This window comes from uncultured Thermosynechococcus sp. (genome assembly GCF_937958135.1).
Classification (GTDB): domain Bacteria; phylum Cyanobacteriota; class Cyanobacteriia; order Thermosynechococcales; family Thermosynechococcaceae; genus Thermosynechococcus.
Map to the genome: position 1 here is coordinate 22735 of NZ_CALGOG010000030.1, position 19693 is coordinate 42427.

Consider the following 19693-nt stretch of genomic DNA (forward strand, 5'->3'; position numbering starts at 1 on the left):
GCTCTAGCGGGAATTGGGGTACCAAAACATTCCCTTGATCCCCTCAGGATCGGGGCGAAAGCCCAACTGACGGTAAAAGTCCACCACATGGGGATCGGCAAAGAGGGTAATGTTGCTGATGTCCTCACTGCGGAGTTCTTTGATAATCTGTCGCATTAATTCTTTACCTAGCCCCCGCCCCTGAAATTCTGGATGCACCACCACATCCCAAATCGTGGCATTAAAAGCATGGTCAGAGGTGGCACGCGAAAAGCCAATGAGACGACGATAGGCACCCCGCTGCTCCCACATCGAGAGCACCAAAAAGCTATGCTGAATTGCCTTTTTTACCTTGCGAATGGGACGGCGCGCCCAGCCCACGGCATCACAGAGTTCTTCTAGCTCATAGACGTCAATGTCTTTTTCTTTGCTAAAAATAATCTTACTTTCTGTGCCATTGTCCCGTTCTGCCTGAGACCCTACACTAGGGGACGTAGTGGTGGCACTCGCAGTTGGTTGCGAATTGAACAGCGATTTCCAGAAGCTCATGCAAGTATGCTGGAGATGGAAAAGTGACCCAGTGTAACCCGGCCTAGGCTATAGTATAGCGACTCTCAACCATGGTTTCCGATTTTCAACTGCGCAACCTGGATGTTCTGAAGCGGTTTAACCGCTCCTTTCCAGAGTTTTATGAGCAATTTGTAGGTCGGGATGTCCAATTGCAGAACCTGAAACTGGCGTTTCAAATTCACAAAACCAATCAGGCAGTGATTCAGATTGTCCCTGAGGGCGATCGCTCTGTTCTCCACTTTGCCCACCGCAATCACTCCTATCTGCTCAGTGATCTCTTTGGCGTGATGGCCGCCTATAAGCTGACGATTCACAGTGTCTCACTCTACGGCCATGTACGACCACCGATGCTGGTGTTTGTCAAACTGATCCTCTCAGAGCAGGGCAAAGCCCTTACCAAAAAACGCAGTGAAAGGGTGCGCCGTGCCCTGCAACAGACCCTCAGTGGCGAGTTTGCCGTTGAGGAAATGCTGGCGATGGAGTTTAACCTCAACGAAGGCCTACCGCAAGTTACTACCAGCTTTTATCAGGATCAGGTCTTTCATCTGCCGGCGCTGTTGGTGGAGTCCACCAATCATCCCGCACTACTTTACAAGGTGATGCACGCCGTTTGGCAAGAGGAACTGCTGGTGGTGAATATCAACTTTATGCTTTGGCAGGGACGGGTGCGATTGTTGCTTTATCTCCTCGGCCCCAATGGCAATGTCATTCCCGATTATTTAGGCTCACGGATTGCCGCCAAAATTAAGGATCACTTAACAGGAAATACAGCCTTTTTTTGAAATGGGAGATACCCGCTTTCCTTGTTTTGAGTCTTTTTGAGTCTATTTCATCTTCGGGAAAAGGGTTGTAGTTAGGGTACCATAGGGGGTGTTTGTCCCCTTCATAACAAGTCCAATGACGGCTGAACAACATCTCCACCTGTGGCGATCGGTGCATCTCGGCGAGCGCATTCTGGCGGCAATTGATGTTGGGACAAACTCAATTCACATGGTGGTCGTGCAAATTCAGCCCAGTTTACCCAGCTTCAAAATTATTGCCGCCGAAAAGGATATGGTGCGGTTGGGGGAGCGCTGCCAAATCACGGGGCAGCTCACAGAGGAGGCCATGAATCGAGCGATCGCCACCCTGCGCCGCTGTCGTGAACTGGCCAAGGGTCTCAAGGCGGAAGAAATTATTGGCGTAGCCACCAGTGCTGTGCGCGAAGCCCCCAATGGTCGCGAGTTTTTAGAGCGGGTTAAGAAGGAGACTGGCCTTACGATTGATTTAATCTCTGGGGAAGAGGAAGCGCGGCGCATCTACTTGGGGGTTCTTTCGGGGCTGGAATTTAACGGCAAACCCCACATCATCATTGATATAGGAGGGGGGTCCACAGAGTTAATCTTGGGGGATGGCCACGAACCCCGCTATCTCAGCAGTACCAAAGTGGGGGCAGTACGCCTGACAGATTTATTTGTTAAGAGTGATCCCATTAGCGATCAAGATTACGCCGCCCTGCGCGCCTATGTACGGGGAATGTTGGATCGGGCCGTGGAAGAGCTGCGACAGCACCTTGGCCCCCATGAGAAGCCCCAATTGGTAGGCACCTCGGGCACCATTGAAAGTCTGATGATGATTCACACCTGCGATCGTCTCGGCGCTTGTCCCCCCTCACTGCGGGGCTATGAACTCACACTGACGGACTTAAAGGCGTTGGTGGCGAAATTGCGGCGGCTCAACTTTAGCCAGCGCTGTCAACTCCTGGGGATGTCGGAGCGACGCGCAGAAATTATTGTTGCGGGAGCAGTGATTCTTGCTGAAGCAATGGAGATGCTTGGCCAAACTAGCCTCATCACCTGCGATCGCGCCCTGCGGGAAGGCATCATTGTGGACTGGATGCTCACCCATGGCCTGATTGAAGACCGCCTCCGCTATCAAAGCTCAGTGCGGCAGCGCAGTATCTACAGTCTGGCGCAAAAGTTCCACGTCAATCTCCCCAGCAGTGAACGGGTTGCCGATTTTGCCCTCACTCTGTTTGATTACACCCAAGGGATTCTCCACCACTGGACAGAGGTCGAGCGAGAGCTGCTCTGGGCAGCGGCTATTCTCCACAATGTGGGGCACTACGTCAGCCATTCTGCACACCACAAGCATTCCTACTACCTGGTGCGCCACGGCGGCCTGCTCGGCTACACCGATACGGAAATTGAAATCATTGCCAACCTCTGTCGCTATCATCGCAAGAGTCCCCCCAAGAAAAAACATGAAAACTTCCGCCAGTTGGTGGGACGGCGAGAACGGCAAATTGTTGAGCAACTGAGTGCGATGCTGCGGTTGGCTTCGGCGTTGGATCGGCGGCAAATCGGAGCCGTAGATCACATTAGCTGTGAGTGGCGTGCCCCCCAGCGGGAGTTTTGTGTGCAGGTGCATCCAGCGGATCCCAGCGATCGCTGTGAGCTAGAAATTTGGAGCGTTAACTACAAAAAAGACCCCTTTGAAACCCAATTTGGCGTCAGTTTGAAGGTGGAGCTGGTATCCTCTGGTAGCCCTGTGTTAGCAACCGCAGGGAATTGCTAGCTGCCCTTAGACTTTCTCCACCGGCGGCTGGCCCAGGAGTCCTTGGGGGCGCACAAGCAGCACAAGAAACAAAATTGCAAAGGCCACAGCATCCCGAAAACCCGATGCAGCCGCAGGTACCATTGCCTCCACCAGTCCCAGCAAAAAGCCTGCCAGCATTGTCCCCGGCAAGCTCCCCAGACCACCGAGAACAATCACCGCTAATCCCTTGAGGCCAAAGATCACCCCAAACTGCGGTCCTGTAATGCCAACACTTAAGGCAACAAGGGTGCCGGCAACAGCCGCCAGCGCACTGCTGATAAAAAATGTCACTTGAATCAGGCGATCGCCATCAATCCCCAGTAATGTAGCAGCAGTGGGATTTTCGGCCACCGCTTGCAATCCCTTGCCCAGGCGCGTCCCTTTCACCCAATAGGTCAGGGCAATCATCAAGGCCACAGCTACTGTAAAGATAATTAACTGGCTGGTGCGCAGGGCAATATCTCCCAGTTTTAGGGTGAGGGGCAACCCACCCCAGAGTTGATCGGGGTAGGTATAGACTTCGGCTCCCACCAAATATTGAATCAAGTGAGTGAGAAAAATAGCAGCCCCCAGACTGGCCACCACCGTCAAGAGGGTATCCGCCTGCCGCTGTCGTAAAGGACGAAAGACCACCCAATCCATGCCCACTCCCAACAGACCACAGCCAAGGGCACTTAGCACTAACGCAGGAACAAAGGGCAGGGCAAAGGGAAGTTGTGCATTGGCCAAAAGACCATTAAAGCCAAAGCGTTCTCCCAAAAGGGCATAGGTGAGGTAAGCCCCAATGGCAAAAACGGCGCCATGGGCGAAGTTAATGATGCCTAGAATTGAGAAGATAAGGGTGTAGCCGAGGGCAAAAATGGCATAAACACCGCCTGTGGCCAGTCCATCCACAAGACCTTGCAGAGCGTTCGTTGCCACCTAAGCTCCTTCCACAAGGGCACGATAATCCGCTGCTGAGAGAAGTCCTGTGGGAGGGGTACTGACTTGCACCTTCACCAACCACCCCTCGCCGTAGGGATCGGCAGCAATTTGCTCTGGATTGTCAATGACCGCCTGATTGACGGCAATTACAGTTCCCGTTAAGGGCGCATAGAGATCTTCAACGGCCTTGACGGATTCAATCGTGCCAAAGCGCTCACCGGTTTCTAGGGTATCGCCAACAGCGGGCAACTCAACAAAGACAATGTCTCCCAGTTGATCGACAGCAAAGGCACTAATGCCGAGGGTGGCCGTCTCACCCTCAAGGCGCAGGTACTCATGGCTGTCGAGATATTGGAGATCGTCAGGGTAGATGAGTGTCATAGCAAGTTCTACGGACTAACGTTTTAAGGGCGATCGCCGGCACGGGCAAGGCGCACAGCCGTTATGAAGGCCGCTAAACCAAGGGGTGCACTGAGGAGCAAAATCACAGTGGTCGGTACAGTGCCCAACTGAGCCTCCCCAGAACTCAGTTCAAAAAGGCTCCCCACCGTGGCGATCGCTGCCACACAGGCACCCAATAGGTATAGATAACTCTTGGCCACAGACGATGACCCCCAAGGTTTCTTATGCAGCAATGGGACGCACCGCACTGGCGTTAAAGCCATGCTCCTTGAGTTCGTGGCGCAGCAGCGCTTGGTTTTCCACGCGATCTACGAACATTACGCCCATCAGGTGATCAATCTCGTGCTGGATGGCACGGGCAAGCAGCCCCCCTGCCATGATCACTTGGGGACGTCCCCACTCATCTTTGTAGGCCACCTCCACCATTGCTGGACGCCGCACCTCTAGGTAAACCCCCGGAATACTCAAGCACCCCTCTTGGCATACCTCCAGCTCTTCACTGAAGTCCTTAATGACGGGGTTAATCATCACTAATGGCGCTGCTTCGGGATCGTCGGGATGGATGTCAATGACGAGAATCTGCTTATTGATGCCGACTTGTGGCGCTGCCAAGCCAATTCCATCGGCGCTGTACATGGTTTGCAGCATTTTCCGCACAGTATCGCGAATACTTTCATCAACTTTGGTGACCCGTTTGGCGGGCTGACGCAGCACGCGATCGCCCAAATAGTGCAATTGGAGGGGCGGATTTTTTAACTTTTTCTTTTCAACAGCCAGAGATGCAGCCATAGGACACGCCGAGTTAACACAAAATAACAAAAGTTAATCACTTCCTAGCCTAACGAATTTTTAAGGCTCTAGACTACTTTTCTGTCGAGGCACTGCTGACACTGGGCAAGAGGCGCTGTTGTTCCTCAAGGGCAGCTTTGTAGCGTTCCACATCCTCCTCAAGGTGGGCGATTTGCTCATCGCGGGCTTGCATTTCCACCCGAATTGTAAAGATGCGCTGCACCTGTACCCAGACGTTAAAGACCCAAGCAAAGAGAGCACCAATGCCCATGGCCACAATGAGTTCAATGCACAATGGGGCTTGAATCACCTTTCCTTCAAAGAACTTAATACTAACGGGATCTGTATTTTGAATACTAAAGAGAACCAAGCCCAAGACAATGACAAATATCATGACAAAGTTAAGTTGTCGCATAGGGCATCCTGTAACAAATTTGGTCATAGATAGGGATTGTTGCACCGGGCATCTTGCCGGCAACCAACAATCTTGGGCTAATCATACCATTGTGGCTAGTCCTCAATCACCGAGTGACTGACTTCTACTGCTTGAACATCAATGGTGCCGGGGGGAGCCAATCGTTGAAACTGGCGATCGCGCACCCTCAAGACTTCACCACAGGCGGGACATTGGGTTTGAGTATTGTTCAAACCGCTAAATTCAAAACCACACACTGGACAGGCCGCCGTCACCAGCTTCCAGCGCAACCAAAGTTGCACCCCCACAAAAAAGAGCACAGGGGTCAACATTAAGATTAAAAACAGCACCAAAAAGGATTGTACTAACCAGCCTAGCCCCAGTAGCCCCAGCAACCAAGTGACCAGCAACACACTGAACCAAAAGCGTAGGGTGGGGTTTAGGGTAAATCTCAGGGACATTGGCCTCCCTCCAAGGGCATTGCCGCTATTCTAGCGTAGGCGGGGCTGTATCCTAAAAAGTAAGCGCACCATCGAGCGATGGTAATGCCCTATACTCTCCACGCCGAACGGATTCGCCTCGAAATCATCCCAGAGCGCGGCGGCTTGATTAGTCGCTGGCAGTGGCGAGGACATGGACTGGTGTACTCGGATTGGGAACGCTTTGCCGACCCGCAGTTGAGCGCTCGCGGCGGTATTCCCCTCCTGTTTCCCACCCGTGGCAATTTGGCCGAGGATACGTTCCACTCCAATCGCCAAGCCTATCGGCTGAAGCAGCATGGCTTTGCGCGGGATTTGCCATGGCAGGTGCCAGATCAACAGGAACATCTTTTGAAACCGCGACTGCAAGATACGCCCACCACGCGCCAAAGGTATCCCTTTGCTTTTCGCAGGGGTTGATTTACTGCACGTGCCACTCCAGCAGCACCTCACCCTTGGTGTTGAGATTGCTCTTTCCCTCCTTTAGAGAGAGAATAAAAAGGTTTTTACTGACGCAACCATGTACCCCGATTTTTCGACCTTTTGTCAGCTTGCCAAGCAGGGGAATTTCATCCCTATTTACGAGGAGTGGGTGGCGGATATGGATACGCCCGTATCGGCTTGGTACCGGGTCTGTCGCGATCGCCCCTACAACTTTTTGCTGGAGTCCGTTGAGGGGGGCGAACAACTAGCGCGCTATAGCCTCCTCAGTTGTGATCCGTTGTGGGTACTGGAAACACGGGGCAACCAAACTACTCAAACCCATCGCGATGGCTCCGTAACCACATTTACTGGCAACCCCTTCACGATTTTGGCCGATTGTCTTGCCCCCTATCAGCCCGTGAAGCTCCCCCAACTGCCGGGGGGCATCGGCGGACTTTTTGGTTTTTGGGGCTATGAACTCATTCAGTGGATTGAGCCGCGGGTGCCCATTCATCCTGCCACCGCAAGGGATTTGCCCGATGGCGTCTGGATGCAGGTGGATCAAATCCTGATTTTTGACCAGGTAAAGCGGAAAATTTGGGCCGTGGTCTATGCCGATACCCGCGACACGGACTTGAAAACGGCCTATACCCACGCCAGCGATCGCCTAGAGCGGCTTTTGAGTAAACTCCAAACTCCCATTCCCGCCGAGGCGACCCAACTCCGCTGGCAGCCCAGTCGTCAACCCCCCCCTTACACCAGCAACATTACCCCTGAAGCCTTCCGTGCCAACGTGGAGCGTGCCAAAGACTACATTCGGGCAGGTGATATTTTCCAAGTTGTGCTCTCCCAACGCCTCAGTGCCACCTATAGGGGGGATCCCTTTGCCCTCTATCGCTCCTTGCGCCTGATTAACCCTTCTCCCTACATGGCCTACTTTCAGTTTGGCCCATGGCAGATCATTGGCTCCAGCCCAGAAGTAATGGTCAAGGCCGAGCACCACCCTGAAAAAACCGGGTCTTTTCTTGCCACTGTGCGTCCCATTGCCGGCACTCGTAGGCGGGGGCACACCCACGCCGAAGATCAGCAACTTGCCGCAGAACTCCTCGCTGACACCAAAGAAGTGGCTGAACACGTCATGCTGGTGGATTTGGGGCGCAATGATTTGGGGCGCGTGTGTCGTCAAGGGAGTGTCACCGTTGAAGAGTTTATGGTGATTGAGCGCTATTCCCATGTCATGCACATTGTCAGCAATGTGGTGGGAGAGCTACTCCCCCACAAAACGGCATGGGACTTACTTCAAGCCTGTTTCCCCGCCGGGACAGTGAGTGGTGCCCCCAAAATTCGGGCGATGGAGATTATTCATGAATTGGAGGGCTGCCGCCGTGGCCCCTACTCGGGTGCCTATGGTTACTATGACTTTGAAGGTCAGCTGAACACGGCCATTGCCATTCGCACAATGGTGGTGCAACCCCTTACTGAGGACGAACATCTCATTCACGTGCAAGCGGGTGCTGGCATTGTGGCGGACTCCGATCCCCAACGGGAATACGAAGAAACCCTGAATAAAGCACGGGGAGTGCTGGAGGCAATTTCTGCCTTGGCAATAAAACCTTAACCCTCTCTTGAGCTAAGGATTATCTCATCTTTACGTTTGCCCCTTAGCCTAATAGGCAGTTTCGACTAACGTTACCCAGAACACAGGCACTGGGAATGTTGGAAAAACAACCAATCTCTTGGGTTTGCACCCGGATATTGGTTCCTTTGCTTGAGGTTCTGCTGCCATGGCAAACGTCTCCACTGCTGCAATCACTCCCCCTGTGGAGGAACGCTGGCGTTCCTCTGCGCGAGTCCACACCTTTAGCATGGGTGAGAGCATCTGGATGGAGCCGGAGCGAATTTGGTTGGTCAGCCGTGGCGTTGTCCTGTTAAATCTGCTGCATCCTGAGGGCGAGGAAGTGGTGGTTGGGCTGGCTACACCGGGAACCGCCTTTGGTTTACCCTTGACCCGTCTAACCGCTTACCAAGCCAAAGCACTGTCTAAAGTAGAGCTGATGCTCTTTACCCTAATGGAAGTGGAATCCTCTCCCAACTTGACCCAAAGTCTTGTACGCGGTCTTGCCCGTCGCCTATCTCAAGCAGAAGGTCTCCTAGGAATTACCAGCCATCGTCGCATTGAGGATCGATTGCGCCATTTACTTTTGCTGTTGAAACAAGAAATTGGTCAACCCCATCCCTTGGGTACGCGCTACAGTGTTCGCCTGACCCATCAGCAACTGGCAACGGCCATTGGGACAAGTCGGGTGACGATGACTCGCCTGCTGGGCAAGCTCAAAGAGGAGCAGTGGCTTACCTACGATCGCGATCGCCACATCATTCTGATCAACACTGCTGAGACTTGAGTACATCCCCATCCCCCCTATTTAGGCCCCCTCGAACATAGGGGAGGGTTGCTAGTGTAAATTTTTGTAAAAACTTGCATTCATAGTGGCAAAAATGTTAAATTGGATACAGAAATAAATCGTTCATCTTCGCTAAAGAGCTTCCCAAAATTTGGGGGAGGAGCGAAGACGGAAGTAGGGCAGTTGTCCCGAAGGAACGCGCCTCAGTGGACAAAAACCACCTCGTAAACAATTTGGGGCGATAACCATGACAACCACACTTACCTATCGCGGCGTTCAATACGATTACGTTCCGCCGGCAGTACGCACGGAAGCAACCGATGTTGTTGCAAAGTATCGGGGTTGGAATTACCACTGTACCCATGCAGTGAATCCCCCGGCGCAGCCCGTGCAGGATTTGATCTATCGTGGCGTTGCCTACCGTACCAACCCAGCAGCAGTAGAGAATACCATGTCAACTCCCGGTGCCCACACAGCTACTGAAGTGAACATGCCAGCCCTTGATCTCAATCAACTTTCGCGGGTGATTCTCACCCATCACCACCAAGTGATCAAGAACCGCGAACAGTCCCTCCTGACACGGATGATTGCCCAAATGGGATTACCTGCAGCTGCAGGTCATTACTGGAACCAAATTCAGGGCAAAATTAAGCCCCAGCTATGGACAAGCTATGACCGCAGTCCTGCCACAATGAGCTAAGGCAGACCCATGGGTGTCCTCTTCCAACAATGATTAAAAAAATAATTAATTAGCCTCGCATGGGTTGACCTCTCGTGCGAGTTTTTATTGGATGCCGCTGTGGTGTTTCTGTCGGAGTTAACCACTGGTTCTCATCAAAGTGTAGGTCGAATTCCGCTAAATCCTCTGGATCAATCCACTCCTGCTTCAGTTGCTGATGAACTGGTTTCAACGAAGGGAGTTGCGAAGACCCCTTCGATTTCCCTGGATTCTCCCGCCGTGCCCTTTCGATGCGACTGCTTTCTTGGAGAGCGGCGGGGTTCACATATTGCAGGAAAAAGTTCACCGTTTCCTGTTTTACCCAGCCATTGAGGACAGCCAAAGCGCCAAAGCGATAGCCGATCTGCCACTGTTCCTTGAGAATTTGCTGAATTTGTTCCTCGGTCAATAAACCGGCCTTTTTGAGATAAAAACCAATGGGATGTTTTTCTTTATCTTGGATCAGCCTAGGCCATTCTTCAGCAAAAAAGTCAACGGTTTTCTGTGAAAGCCAACCGTGGAGAACCAGAATTTCTCCGAGGCGCAGGTGACTGTAGATGTCTTTCTCCATCAAGGCCACTTGAAGCTGACCAAGGTTAATTAGAGCTGCTTTCAGCAGTAGTTCGCCAATCTTCATACTTCCCTTACTGTTAGAAAATGGTTGAACTTTCAATGATAAAGGGACGTTAATAGGTGAATTTTAATGTCTAATGTCCTGCGGAAAGGATAGGGCAGCTTTCTAAGGTGTAGGCTATCTAAATCTTACTCTATGGGAGTTTTAAGCATCTTCAATTCTTGTCAAAAGACTGTAGTGAATATAGAGGGCTACTGTTGAGTGTACCCCTCGCAACCACCAAACTTCCTTACAATTGCCAATTGTAATAAATCTTAGAATTGACTTACATAAATGAACTGCTCCAGCCCATAGGCCGATGGGAAATCAACACCTAGTTAATACTTGGCTTGTGATTGAGCATCCACAGACAACCCCAGAATTGCTGCTGAAACTGCGGAGACTTGAGTTGTTGGGGCGATCGCTGAATCAGTTCTGGCTCGTCAGTCCGCGGGGAAAAGGGCAAAGACAAAGAGAGATTCTCTGCCGGTACTGAAAAATGCGTCAGCCAAACTGCTGACAGGAAGCAATTATTGGGATGTTATCTAGGTTTAGTATTGGAATAAGGCTTTTGTACATCTGTATTCCTAGAGACGAAAACAGTGCTGGACTTGGTCAAAGTTGCTGCCCAAATGGGTAGGGTGGGTCAAGCTATCCGTCAGGGGGCGATCGCCAGCCAACAGAAACAGACCCATGCCCGTGAGGTGCTCACAGCCATGGCCGAAACTTTAGACACCTATTGCCAAGCAATTGAACAGTGGGGGGAGGCCTTTCCCTTTAGTGTGGCCGAACCCCTTGAACCCCTAACGGTTCGGCATACTGTTTCCCCTGCCCCCAGCCAGCACACTATCTTTGCAGTTGATGGCTCGCAAATTGCCCCCAGTCACCATGAAATTGCCTACTGCTATTTAATTAATGTGGGACGGGTGGCGATCGCCTATGGCCAAGGACAGCGGCCGCATTTAGACAGCGTGCCCCAACTGATTTACGACCCCAATGAATTGGGGCGATCGCGGGGCTGGGGACTCACCATTGAGGACTGGTTACGCTACCGCCGCACCCAAGCGGAAATTCTTGCCCTTGGGGAGTTGATTCAAACTCATCCCCCAACCACCCCTAGTTTGGCCCTGCTGGATGGGTCACTCATTTTCTGGATGTGGGAATCACTGCCGCCAATGGGGCGCGAGGAACTGTTGACTCCCATTTTGGCTGCGTGGGATCAATTGCGCGCCCAAAGGATCCCCCTTGTGGGCTATATCAGCGCCTCCCGCAGCCATGAAACCGTGAATTTTCTGCGTTTGGGGGTTTGCCCCTACCCTGAACCCAACTGTAGTCGCCACTGTGGTCAGAGCCATCCCCTCAGTCCGCCGGCGGCGGGCGATCGCCTGCCCTGTCAGGTCTTTGAACCATTGCGGGATGTTCTCCTTTGGCAAGCTCAGCTGCAGCCACAACAGTACAGCCCCCTCTGGCGCAGCCGCAGTCGTATTCTGGAGCACTACGGTGAACACCGCATCTGTGTTGCCTATCTCCATGGGGGCACCGAAGTGGTGCGCTTGGAAGTTCCCCAATGGGTGGCGGAGGATGCAGAGCTGTGGCAACAGGCGGTCTCATTGACCGCAGCCCAGATTGCAAAAGGCCACGGCTATCCTGTGGCATTGGCGGAAGCCCACAATTTAGCCGTTGTGCGCGGCAGCGATCGCCAGCGCTTTTTTGCTTTACTGGAACGGGAACTCATTAAAGCAGGACACTGGCATGTGGCTCCTTCCCCCAAAGAGCAACGCAAACGCCAAAGTATTGCCTAGGTGGCTGCTGTTCGTTGGTTTAAGCATCGCGGGTTGGGGCACACAGTTGGCACTACCGCCGGTGAGTTGGTGGTTCTTAGCCTTTTTAGGAATTGTGCCCCTGTGGTGTCAGTGTCAAGTCTTATCTCCCCTGGGGGCAGCGATCGCAGGACTGTGCTGGGGACTGGGGTTCTACGGCAGCAGCTTAGTCTGGGTATGGGATCTGCATCCCCTGACATGGATTGGCATTGCCCCTGTGCCCAGTTGGTTAATCTCACGGGGAATCTGGCTTTTCTTGAGCGTTTGGGGGGGAATCCTCAGTGGTCTTTGGGCATTTTTGATGGCCCGCTATGGTGGGCGGCAATCCACGCTTCAGCAACTCCTGTGGGGGGTAACGCTCTGGTGTGCCCTCGAAGCCCTCTGGAGCTATTCGCCCCTGTGGTGGATTAGTTTATCCTTGACCCAAAGTCCAAGGGGACTAATGCAACTGGGTCGGCTTGGCGGACCCACCACAATTACAGCGGTGATCATGACCGTGAATGGCTTGGTCACCCTCAGTCTGCAGCGGCAAGTAGGAGCAAGGGTCTGGCTTGCGATTACGCTTGCGGGGGCGATCGGCCTCAATAGTGTCCTAGGCGCTAGGGTCATTGCAGATCAAGGGGAACCGCTGCGGGTGGGTCTGATCCAAGGCAACATCCCGACCCGACAAAAGCTCACGCCAGAGGGTATCCGCCGTGCTTGGCAGGACTATGTCCGTGGCTATCGCCAACTGGTAACTTTGGGAGTGGATGCCGTTTTAACCCCTGAGGGAGCACTGCCAATTCTCTGGCGCCCCCGGCAAATGAATCCCCTCACTGGCGCAGTGCGGGAGGCAGGGGTGCCCCTGTGGTTGGGGACGTTTATGGAGACAGCGGGGGGACATCAACAGGTGCTTTTAACGCTCGATAGCAACGGTGAGATTTACAGTCGCTATAGCAAAGTTAACCTTGTCCTGTTAGGGGAATACATTCCCGATTGGCTCTCAGGGGTGGTGCAGCGGTTGTCCACGTTGCGATCGCGCCTGTTGCCGGGGAACCCTGAGCAAGTGTTTGCCACCCCTTGGGGCAAGGCCGTTGTCCTGATTTGCTTTGAATCCGCCTTTTCCCACCGCAGTCGCCGGCAACTAGTTCACGGCGGACAGTTTATCCTCAGTTTGGCCAACAATGACCCCTACCGCCGTCAACTCATGAGTCAACACCATGGCCACGATGTATTGCGCGCCGTGGAGGGCGATCGCTGGCTAGTCCGTGCCACCAATACCGGCCTTTCTGCGGTGATTGCACCGACGGGGGAGACCGTTTGGCTCTCAGATACCGATGAATTTGTGATTCATGCAGCAAGAATTTTCCGTCGCCAGACCCAAACTCTCTACACCCGCTATGGGGATTGGTTGCTTCCCCTCCTACTGGGGATGCTCAGTGTATCTGTTCTTCGACAACGAGCGTGGCACTCACCCACTCCCCGCGATCGCCATAGGTACGAATGAGGCGCTGCCGCTGCCCCTGCGCCCACAACCAGCCTACCTCCACAAAGAAGGACTGACGAAAGGAGACTTGCAGCGGGGTTAGGCTAGAGGTGCCATCGGGTAGCAACACAAGCTGCTTGGGTTGATCCGTCTCCTTAAAGAGAAGGCGTGAGCCGGCAATTGTGGCGGTTGTTTCCACCCGATTGTCGGGGGTTTGCAGCACTTGGTGGAGACAGTCCCCTTCGCGCCAGAGGGTAAGATGGGTGGCAGTTTCCGTGGGCGATCGCCAGTCGGCATAGACGGTGTAGGCCGTACCGCGCCATTCGCCTAGGAGTTGATCCACGGTTAAAGGGGGACGTTCAACGGCATTACTGTGGGCACGAAACTCGCGAATCAGGGTCATGGATTGCAGGTGCTGATTTTTGTCAAAGAGTTGGACAAACCGCAGTCGGCGATCGCCCATCACAAATCCATATTCGGCCCCAAACTCCGCAAAGGGCGCCACCTGTAACGACCCCTTAGAAAAGGCGCCCGTGGGAAAAAAGACATTTTGGCGGCCAATCGTGGCATACTCCTGCACCGTTTCACTGGTGGGGGGCTGATCGAGGCCATTGCCAAAGCGTCGCAGTTCAAACCGCACCCGCTGCCCGTCCGCTGTATCGGCAAGGATCAAAATTGACGGCACCGAGGTTCCCACTTCTCCCGTAGGGCTGACAGCCGTAAACGAGCCATGCCACTCCCCAAGGTTTTTGCGAAAGTTTTCCCAGTTGGTTGTCATTGTTCCCCTTGCTCGGCAATCCCCTTCCCATCCTATAGAAAAAAGAGAATCCCGCGCTGAGAATTTGCCAACAGCTAGTGAACCCGCGATCGCCTACACTCAGAAAAGACTTTGATAGGATGGGGAATGTCAGGGCGCTGACGAACGATTGACATTGGGAGACCCGTGCATGACCACCGACCTCTTTGACTCAGGGGCTGGTCGCATTTTAATTGTCGATGATACCCCCGAAAATGTGGAAGTTTTAACCACACTGCTCCAACTTGAGGGCTACGATGTGCGCGGTGCCATCAGTGGCCAAATGGCACTTATGGGCATTGAGGCCGAACCGCCAGATGTAATCCTGCTGGACATCATGATGCCCGATATGAATGGCTACGAGGTCTGTCAAACCCTCAAGGCGAATCCCAAGACCAAGCATATCCCCATTATCTTCATTAGTGCCCTCGATGACGTGTTTGACAAAGTCAAGGCCTTTGAGATGGGTGCCGCCGACTACATCACCAAACCTTTTCAGCAGGCAGAAGTGCTCGCACGGGTAAAAAACCAGTTGACGATTGCCCTCCTGCAGCGGAAGCTACGGCAAAAGAATGCCCTGTTACAAAAGCAAAACCAACAGTTGCAGGAAATTGCTGAAGAGCGGCGGGACTTGGTCTCCTCATTGCAAGCTGCTCAAGAGCAGTATCGGCAGATGTTTGACGAAGCCGTGGTTGGGATTTACCAAAGTTCCCCGGAGGGGGTTTACTTCAAAGTCAACAATGCCTTGGCGCGTATCTATGGCTATGCCGATGCTGAAGACTGGCTAGCAGATATTGAACACCACAACAAACGTCCCTATGTTGACGACAGCTCTTGGGTAAAATTCCAACAGCAAATTCAATCCCACGGCGTTGTGCGCAACTTGGTCTCCAAAGTGTATCGTGCTGATCAAACAATCACCACGATTTGTGAATGCGCCCGCCCTGTCAAAAGTGAGGACGGTCAACTTTTATACTACGAAGGGTTTGTCTTTGAACTGCCCACCCGTAATCCATGAAACAAACGTTGACCGCCCTGTTGGGGGAGGCAGCGGTTCACTCCCTCGCGGAATTGGGCGATCGCGCCCCCCACTTGCGCCCCTATCTCCCTGAGCGTGCCCTGCTGGTGACTCCGCCCACCCCTGCAGAGGGGGCAGCCGTGGTTGCCTGTGCGCAGCGCGAAGGCTGGCGGGTATTGCCCATTGGCGCAGGCACCAAACTCAACTGGCTGGGGAACACCCCGAAGGCGGATATTTTTCTGCGCACCACCGCATGGCACAAGCTCATAGATCATGCGGCAGCGGATATGACCGTCACCACCCAAGTGGGCATTCCCTTTCAACAACTCCAGCAGCACCTAGCAGCAGCGGGGCAGTGGATTGCAGCAGACCCCCTCTTTCGGGAAACGGCCACCCTTGGTGGCTGCTTGGCAACCCAAAGTAATGGTACGTTGCGGCAGCGGTATGGGTCATGGCGCGATCAACTCTTGGGGGTCAAGTTCATTCGCAGTGATGGCCAAATCGTTAAAGCCGGGGGGCGCGTGGTTAAAAATGTTGCCGGCTATGACCTGATGAAACTGCTCATTGGCAGTTATGGCACGCTGGGCATTCTAACGGAAGTGACACTGCGGGTGTATCCGCTACCCGATGCAGTGCAAATTTGGCAGCTCCAGGGAGAGACCACTGCCCTAGGGGGCGGCCTAGCGGCAATTTTAAGCAGTTCCCTTGCCCCTGCCCGCTGTGTCCTGCGCCTTGAACCCACGGGAAGACTTTTACTGGAATTGGAGTTTCACACCCTACGGGAAGTGCTTGCCCTGGGCATGTTGGGCGATCGCCTAAGTGAAATTGCGCGGACCCACAACCTCCGCCTTGAATCCCAAAGCCCGTCGGGGATTGTCCTCAACCCTACCCCTGAACAAGTCATTCTTAAGATTGGCGTACCCCTTAAGGAGATGTTGCCCACGCTCAACCAATTGCACCGGTTGGCAACAGAATTGACCTGTGGGTGTCGGGGTGAAATGAGCGCAGGCGTCGGCTATGTCTATCTTCAGGGGAAAGAGGAACACCTGCGCCAATTAATTCTGCGGCTGCGCCAAAGGATTCCCCAAGGCTATGTCACCGTCCTGGGGGCACCCCTGAGCCTCAAGCAGCAACTGGACGCCTGGGACTATCGCGGCAATGCCTTCAAATTAATGCGGTTGCTCAAGCAACAGTTGGATGCAACGGGCGTCTTCGACACTGGTATTTTTGTCGGCAACTTGTAGAAAGGTTTCCCGACTGATTTCAAAGGGTAGCTGCCCGCCTTAGGGAAAAACTGGAGCCGCGGGGGTATTCCTTGAAGATGGCCAGTGGTACCTGTAAGGCCCGGTCAATGGAGTTCCCCTTGCACCATTGGGACAGGTGGGTCGTGTGCTACACTCTATCTAATTCTGGTTTTGTCGGGGAGCAGCCGACAAACGCAAGGGGGAAAGTTCGGTGCAAATCCGACGCTGTCCCGCAACTGTGATGAAGAGGCTCCTCTTCTCAGTCAGGATGCCCGCCAGAAGGTGATAGTCCACCTTTTACTTCATCTGCGAGGTACGGATGAATAGCAATTTTCCGGTGTATCTATACTCTCTCGGCCAGAGCATTGATTTGTCAGGGCACAGGGCAAGGGCGATCGCACCCCCTCATCTCCAAGGAATTTTGTAAAACCCTCTAGAGAACTCTAGCCCCAGTTTCCCCAATGGCGTGAGCCATTCCGAGGGAAGCACAGTCTTTGGTTTCCGAATATTTCCTAGCCGTCTTGCCCTAGACGGCAGCACCCCATTTGAGCAATTGAGAGCCATTCCTAGAAGACCACAAGAGGACAACAATCTATGAGCAAGCCCCTATCTGCACCAACAGTCTGCCTATCTGTGCCAACGGCAACGGTTGGCTTTCCCCGCATTGGCCGTAACCGCGAACTGAAAAAAGCCCTAGAGGCCTACTGGCAGGGTCAGTTAGAGATAGATAGGCTGCAACAAACCGCAGAGATGATTGCCCAGGAAAACTGGAACACTCAACGGGCGGCGGGCATTGACTACATTGGCGTTGGGGACATGAGCCTCTACGACCCAATGCTGGACTGGAGTCTGCGGCTGGGCATTGTGCCGGAGCGCTTTGCCGCCTTGAGTGGCTGGGAGCGCTACTTTGCCATGGCACGCGGTTACGAGGGAATACCGGCTCTGGAGATGACAAAGTGGTTTGATACCAACTACCACTACTTGGTGCCTGAGGTGGGCGATCGCTGGCAAGAGCCAGATTTTAGCGATTTTGTTGCCACAGTGCAGCAGGCGCAGCAGTTGTTGGGGGATTCGGCTCGCCCCATTGTCATTGGCCCGGTCACTTTTCTGCGCCTAAGTCGCCTATCCATCCCCCTAGAGCAGGCGGCAGCCCAGTTGGGCGATCGCTACCAAGCTCTTCTAGAAACCCTGCAATCCTTAGGTGTGAAGGGAGTTCAATTCCATGAGCCAGCGCTGGTTCTTAGCGACGCGGTGAATTTTCAATCCCTCTATGAACGTCTGTATCAGCAATTGAGTGCCGTGGGTCTGCCCCTGCATCTGGTGACCTACTTCGATGACCTCGGCGCCGCCTATCCCTGGGCAGTGCGCTTGCCTGTAGCCAGTCTGAGCTTAGACTTTACCCGTGGCACCAATTTAGCCCTGCTACAGCAGCACGGCTTTCCGCCGGACAAAACCCTCGGCGTAGGCATAGTGGATGCCCGCAATGTCTGGGCTTTGCAGCCCCAGTCGGTTTTGACCACCCTAGAGGCTATTCTCCAAGTCACCTCACAAATCCAATTACAGCCCTCCGCCTCCCTCCAATTTGTCCCCTACGACGTCCGCCGAGAAACCAAGCTAGCCGCCCCCCTGCGCCGGGTGCTCAGTTTTGCCGAGCAAAAACTCGAGGAGGTGCGCTTGCTGGCGGATTATCTAAAAGGACAAGCCGGTGCTGTTGACGCTCTCCAGCAACGGGCAAGCCAATGGACTGCATTCTCCGCTTTTAGCCCCGCCAACTCCACGGTTCAAAGCCAGCTCAAGGCACTCACCGCCAAGGATTTTGAGCGCTCTTTGCCCTATGAAGAACGGCGAAAACAACAAATTCAACTGCCCCTGCTGCCCACCACAACAATTGGGTCTTTTCCCCAGACGGCGGAGGTGCGCCAACTGCGGGTTAAACTCAAGCGGGGAGAAATTTCCCAAGCGGCCTATGAGGCAGCCATTGACGCCGAGATTGCCAAATGTATTCGCCTTCAGGAGGAGGCTAACCTTGATGTCCTTGTCCACGGCGAATTTGAGCGCACCGACATGGTGGAATTCTTTGCCCAGCAGTTAAGCGGCTTTGCTTTGACGGAGCACGGCTGGGTGCAAAGCTACGGCAGTCGCTGTGTGCGCCCCCCCATTATCTACGGCGACATCTTCCGTCCTCAACCCATGACGCTGCGGGAATTCAAAGTAGCCCAGTCCCTCACGGGCAAGCCGGTCAAGGGGATGCTCACAGGCCCAGTGACCATGCTCAACTGGTCATTCCCCCGCTGTGATCTGCCCCGCCAAGAGCAAGCCTTTCAGATTGCCCTAGCTTTGCGCCAAGAAGTTGCAGATTTAGAGGCAGCCGGCGCCAAAATCATCCAGATTGACGAGCCGGCCCTGCGAGAAGGCCTCCCCCTCAAGACTGAACGTTGGTCAGACTATCTCAGTTGGGCAGTGGATGCCTTTCGCTTGGCGGCAGGAGGTGCGCAGCCGCAGACCCAAATCCACACCCACATGTGCTACTCGGAATTTGGAGACATTATCGAACACATTGAGCGTCTAGATGCCGATGTCCTCTCAATTGAGAATAGCCGCAGTAACAACGAAACCCTCTTTGAAATTACCGATGCGGGCTATCGCCACCAAGTGGGGAACGGTGTCTATGACGTTCACAGTCCCGCTGTACCCACTGTGGAGCAAGTCGTCCGCCAGCTCAAAACTGCTTTAGAACATCTGCCGGCGGCGCAAATTTGGGTCAACCCCGACTGTGGCCTGAAAACGCGCCGCTGGGAAGAAGTCATCCCTGCTTTGAAAAATATGGTGGCTGCTTCCTTGCAACTGCGAACTGAATTGCAAAACTCAGTGTCCCGTGAGTAACCTTTGACATCCTCCCCGGCCTGTTAGCTTGCTCTCGCGCAGTGGTACGGCGAGGCTTGCCGCGCCCTAGGTCATGACTGCGGCCACAGGTGTGCTATTCCATATTGGTTACTATTACCTAGGCCTGCCCAAAGAGGTGGCCGATATTTTAATGATGCTCCACCAAGGGGGATTTC

The 19693-nt window shown here is 53.7% G+C and carries 21 protein-coding genes and 2 riboswitches; of the genes, 11 read left to right on the forward strand and 10 right to left on the reverse strand.

Features of this window, described 5'->3' with window-relative positions; genetic code table 11:
- Positions 1–3: 3 nt before the first annotated feature.
- Positions 4–528 (reverse strand): GNAT family N-acetyltransferase, encoded by a 525-nt coding sequence (locus Q0711_RS04060; RefSeq protein ID WP_298611300.1) that lies wholly within the window; start codon positions 526–528, stop codon positions 4–6.
- 71 nt (positions 529–599) lie between these two features.
- Between Q0711_RS04060 and Q0711_RS04065 the strand changes: the two genes are divergently transcribed.
- Positions 600–1331, forward strand: coding sequence for a hypothetical protein (locus Q0711_RS04065; RefSeq protein ID WP_299041710.1), 732 nt, complete (start codon positions 600–602; stop codon positions 1329–1331).
- Between the two features lie 115 nt (positions 1332–1446).
- A complete protein-coding gene (locus Q0711_RS04070) occupies positions 1447–3105 on the forward strand; it encodes a Ppx/GppA phosphatase family protein (RefSeq protein ID WP_298611295.1) in 1659 nt (552 codons plus the stop codon).
- Between the two features lie 6 nt (positions 3106–3111).
- Here Q0711_RS04070 and Q0711_RS04075 read toward each other — a convergent pair whose 3' ends face one another.
- The 6 genes from Q0711_RS04075 to Q0711_RS04100 form a co-directional block, all read right to left on the reverse strand.
- On the reverse strand, positions 3112–4047 hold the full coding sequence (locus Q0711_RS04075; RefSeq protein ID WP_298611291.1) for a branched-chain amino acid ABC transporter permease: 936 nt from the start codon (positions 4045–4047) through the stop codon (positions 3112–3114).
- Positions 4048–4431 (reverse strand): glycine cleavage system protein GcvH, encoded by a 384-nt coding sequence (gcvH, locus tag Q0711_RS04080; RefSeq protein ID WP_298611288.1) that lies wholly within the window; start codon positions 4429–4431, stop codon positions 4048–4050. It abuts the gene before it with no gap.
- Positions 4432–4454: 23 nt separating this feature from the next.
- The gene (locus Q0711_RS04085; RefSeq protein WP_298616987.1) at positions 4455–4652 is read right to left on the reverse strand and encodes a hypothetical protein; all 198 of its coding nucleotides are present in this window, start codon (positions 4650–4652) and stop codon (positions 4455–4457) included.
- A gap of 22 nt (positions 4653–4674) precedes the next feature.
- The gene (gene def / locus Q0711_RS04090) at positions 4675–5241 is read right to left on the reverse strand and encodes a peptide deformylase (RefSeq protein WP_298611282.1); all 567 of its coding nucleotides are present in this window, start codon (positions 5239–5241) and stop codon (positions 4675–4677) included.
- A 73-nt stretch (positions 5242–5314) separates the two neighbouring features.
- On the reverse strand, positions 5315–5656 hold the full coding sequence (locus Q0711_RS04095; RefSeq protein WP_298611279.1) for a LapA family protein: 342 nt from the start codon (positions 5654–5656) through the stop codon (positions 5315–5317).
- 95 nt (positions 5657–5751) lie between these two features.
- Positions 5752–6117 (reverse strand): hypothetical protein, encoded by a 366-nt coding sequence (locus Q0711_RS04100; protein WP_298611275.1) that lies wholly within the window; start codon positions 6115–6117, stop codon positions 5752–5754.
- Positions 6118–6201: 84 nt separating this feature from the next.
- Between Q0711_RS04100 and Q0711_RS04105 the strand changes: the two genes are divergently transcribed.
- From Q0711_RS04105 to Q0711_RS04120, 4 genes are all read left to right on the forward strand, one after another.
- Complete coding sequence (locus Q0711_RS04105) at positions 6202–6555, forward strand: hypothetical protein (protein ID WP_298611272.1); 354 nt, start codon at positions 6202–6204, stop codon at positions 6553–6555.
- Positions 6556–6655: 100 nt separating this feature from the next.
- A complete protein-coding gene (trpE, locus tag Q0711_RS04110; RefSeq protein WP_298611269.1) occupies positions 6656–8176 on the forward strand; it encodes an anthranilate synthase component I in 1521 nt (506 codons plus the stop codon).
- A gap of 166 nt (positions 8177–8342) precedes the next feature.
- Positions 8343–8960, forward strand: coding sequence for a Crp/Fnr family transcriptional regulator (locus Q0711_RS04115; protein WP_298616986.1), 618 nt, complete (start codon positions 8343–8345; stop codon positions 8958–8960).
- A 118-nt stretch (positions 8961–9078) separates the two neighbouring features.
- A riboswitch (Glutamine riboswitch) is annotated at positions 9079–9163 on the forward strand.
- A gap of 44 nt (positions 9164–9207) precedes the next feature.
- Positions 9208–9660, forward strand: a complete 453-nt coding sequence (locus Q0711_RS04120; RefSeq protein ID WP_298611264.1) for a DUF4278 domain-containing protein — start codon at positions 9208–9210, stop codon at positions 9658–9660.
- A 49-nt stretch (positions 9661–9709) separates the two neighbouring features.
- Here Q0711_RS04120 and Q0711_RS04125 read toward each other — a convergent pair whose 3' ends face one another.
- Entirely contained in the window at positions 9710–10315 is a 606-nt protein-coding gene (locus Q0711_RS04125; protein ID WP_299041716.1) for a hypothetical protein, read from the reverse strand.
- Positions 10316–10625: 310 nt separating this feature from the next.
- On the reverse strand, positions 10626–10763 hold the full coding sequence (locus tag Q0711_RS04130; protein WP_298611259.1) for a hypothetical protein: 138 nt from the start codon (positions 10761–10763) through the stop codon (positions 10626–10628).
- 130 nt (positions 10764–10893) lie between these two features.
- Here Q0711_RS04130 and Q0711_RS04135 point away from each other — a divergent pair, with 130 nt between their 5' ends.
- Both Q0711_RS04135 and lnt read left to right on the forward strand, forming a co-directional pair.
- Entirely contained in the window at positions 10894–12093 is a 1200-nt protein-coding gene (locus tag Q0711_RS04135; RefSeq protein ID WP_298611256.1) for a DNA double-strand break repair nuclease NurA, read from the forward strand.
- Complete coding sequence (lnt, locus tag Q0711_RS04140) at positions 12044–13597, forward strand: apolipoprotein N-acyltransferase (RefSeq protein ID WP_298616985.1); 1554 nt, start codon at positions 12044–12046, stop codon at positions 13595–13597. The genes Q0711_RS04135 and lnt overlap by 50 nt, the downstream gene beginning before the upstream one ends.
- Here lnt and Q0711_RS04145 read toward each other — a convergent pair.
- Complete coding sequence (locus Q0711_RS04145; protein WP_298611250.1) at positions 13527–14354, reverse strand: DUF3598 family protein; 828 nt, start codon at positions 14352–14354, stop codon at positions 13527–13529. The two genes, lnt and Q0711_RS04145, sit on opposite strands and share 71 nt — an antisense overlap.
- A gap of 169 nt (positions 14355–14523) precedes the next feature.
- Between Q0711_RS04145 and Q0711_RS04150 the strand changes: the two genes are divergently transcribed.
- The 3 genes from Q0711_RS04150 to metE all read left to right on the forward strand — a co-directional run bounded on the left by Q0711_RS04150 (position 14524) and on the right by metE (position 19517).
- Positions 14524–15390, forward strand: coding sequence for a response regulator (locus Q0711_RS04150; RefSeq protein ID WP_298611579.1), 867 nt, complete (start codon positions 14524–14526; stop codon positions 15388–15390).
- Complete coding sequence (locus Q0711_RS04155; RefSeq protein ID WP_298611582.1) at positions 15387–16634, forward strand: FAD-binding oxidoreductase; 1248 nt, start codon at positions 15387–15389, stop codon at positions 16632–16634. Before Q0711_RS04150 ends, Q0711_RS04155 begins: the two co-directional genes overlap by 4 nt.
- 149 nt (positions 16635–16783) lie before the next feature.
- Positions 16784–16929, forward strand: a riboswitch (cobalamin riboswitch).
- 299 nt (positions 16930–17228) lie between these two features.
- A complete protein-coding gene (metE, locus tag Q0711_RS04160) occupies positions 17229–19517 on the forward strand; it encodes a 5-methyltetrahydropteroyltriglutamate--homocysteine S-methyltransferase (protein WP_298611585.1) in 2289 nt (762 codons plus the stop codon).
- Positions 19518–19693: the final 176 nt, after the last annotated feature.